Source organism: Siminovitchia sediminis (genome assembly GCF_042680885.1).
In the GTDB taxonomy this organism is placed as follows: Bacteria; Bacillota; Bacilli; order Bacillales; family Bacillaceae_C; genus Siminovitchia; species Siminovitchia sediminis.
In genome coordinates this window covers 1-577 of the sequence record NZ_JBHUEO010000112.1, presented here as the reverse complement: position 1 = coordinate 577, position 577 = coordinate 1, and the positions used below count along the sequence as shown (strand labels likewise).

The window sequence follows — 577 nt, the reverse complement described above, 5'->3', positions numbered from 1 at the left end:
AGCGCAATCACACCAAACGTGACCTGTTGATTCAGCAGATTGATGGCATGTTGGAGGACAAAGAAATCGGAAAGTGGCTGATTGGGCTGCTGGCTGAGGAGTACCCGCGCCATTTGGTCGACCAACCGAAAGTGGTACAATCAACCATCTTGAAATATCCCCACTTTATTGAGGAAGCCATCCGGGAGATGAAGAGACTGGGGCTGGCCAGCGCAAATGATCTGCGGGATATCGCTGTTTCACTTGAAATCCAGAGCTTGAAGAAACGTCCGGACTTCGGCATTCCCAATGAGAAATATAAGGATCTGGTCGCCCCTGAAAGAAAAGAAGATATTTATATCAGTGTCCTCCAAGGGGGTGCGGGCAGATGAGCCAGCCATATGAAGCATTGCAGGACAAATGCCGTACATTGAGATTGGCTGAGACCGCAAAAGAACTGCCTAACCTTCTAAGGGAAGCCGAGGCAAAGGGATGGACCTATCATGAATTCATCCACGAGATCTTGAGTTATGAACTTGGCTGTAGGGAGAGGAAGAACAGCGAGAAACTGATGAAGTGGGCGGAATTCCCTGATGTT

Annotated in this window: 2 pseudogenes; both read left to right on the top strand. The window is 48.9% G+C overall.

Annotation, left to right across the window (positions count from 1 at the left end):
* Positions 1-371, top strand: a pseudogene (locus ACFSCZ_RS17965) (IS21 family transposase); the annotation flags it as partial.
* Positions 368-577 (top strand): annotated as a pseudogene (locus tag ACFSCZ_RS17960) (ATP-binding protein); the annotation flags it as partial. The pseudogenes ACFSCZ_RS17965 and ACFSCZ_RS17960, both read left to right, overlap by 4 nt.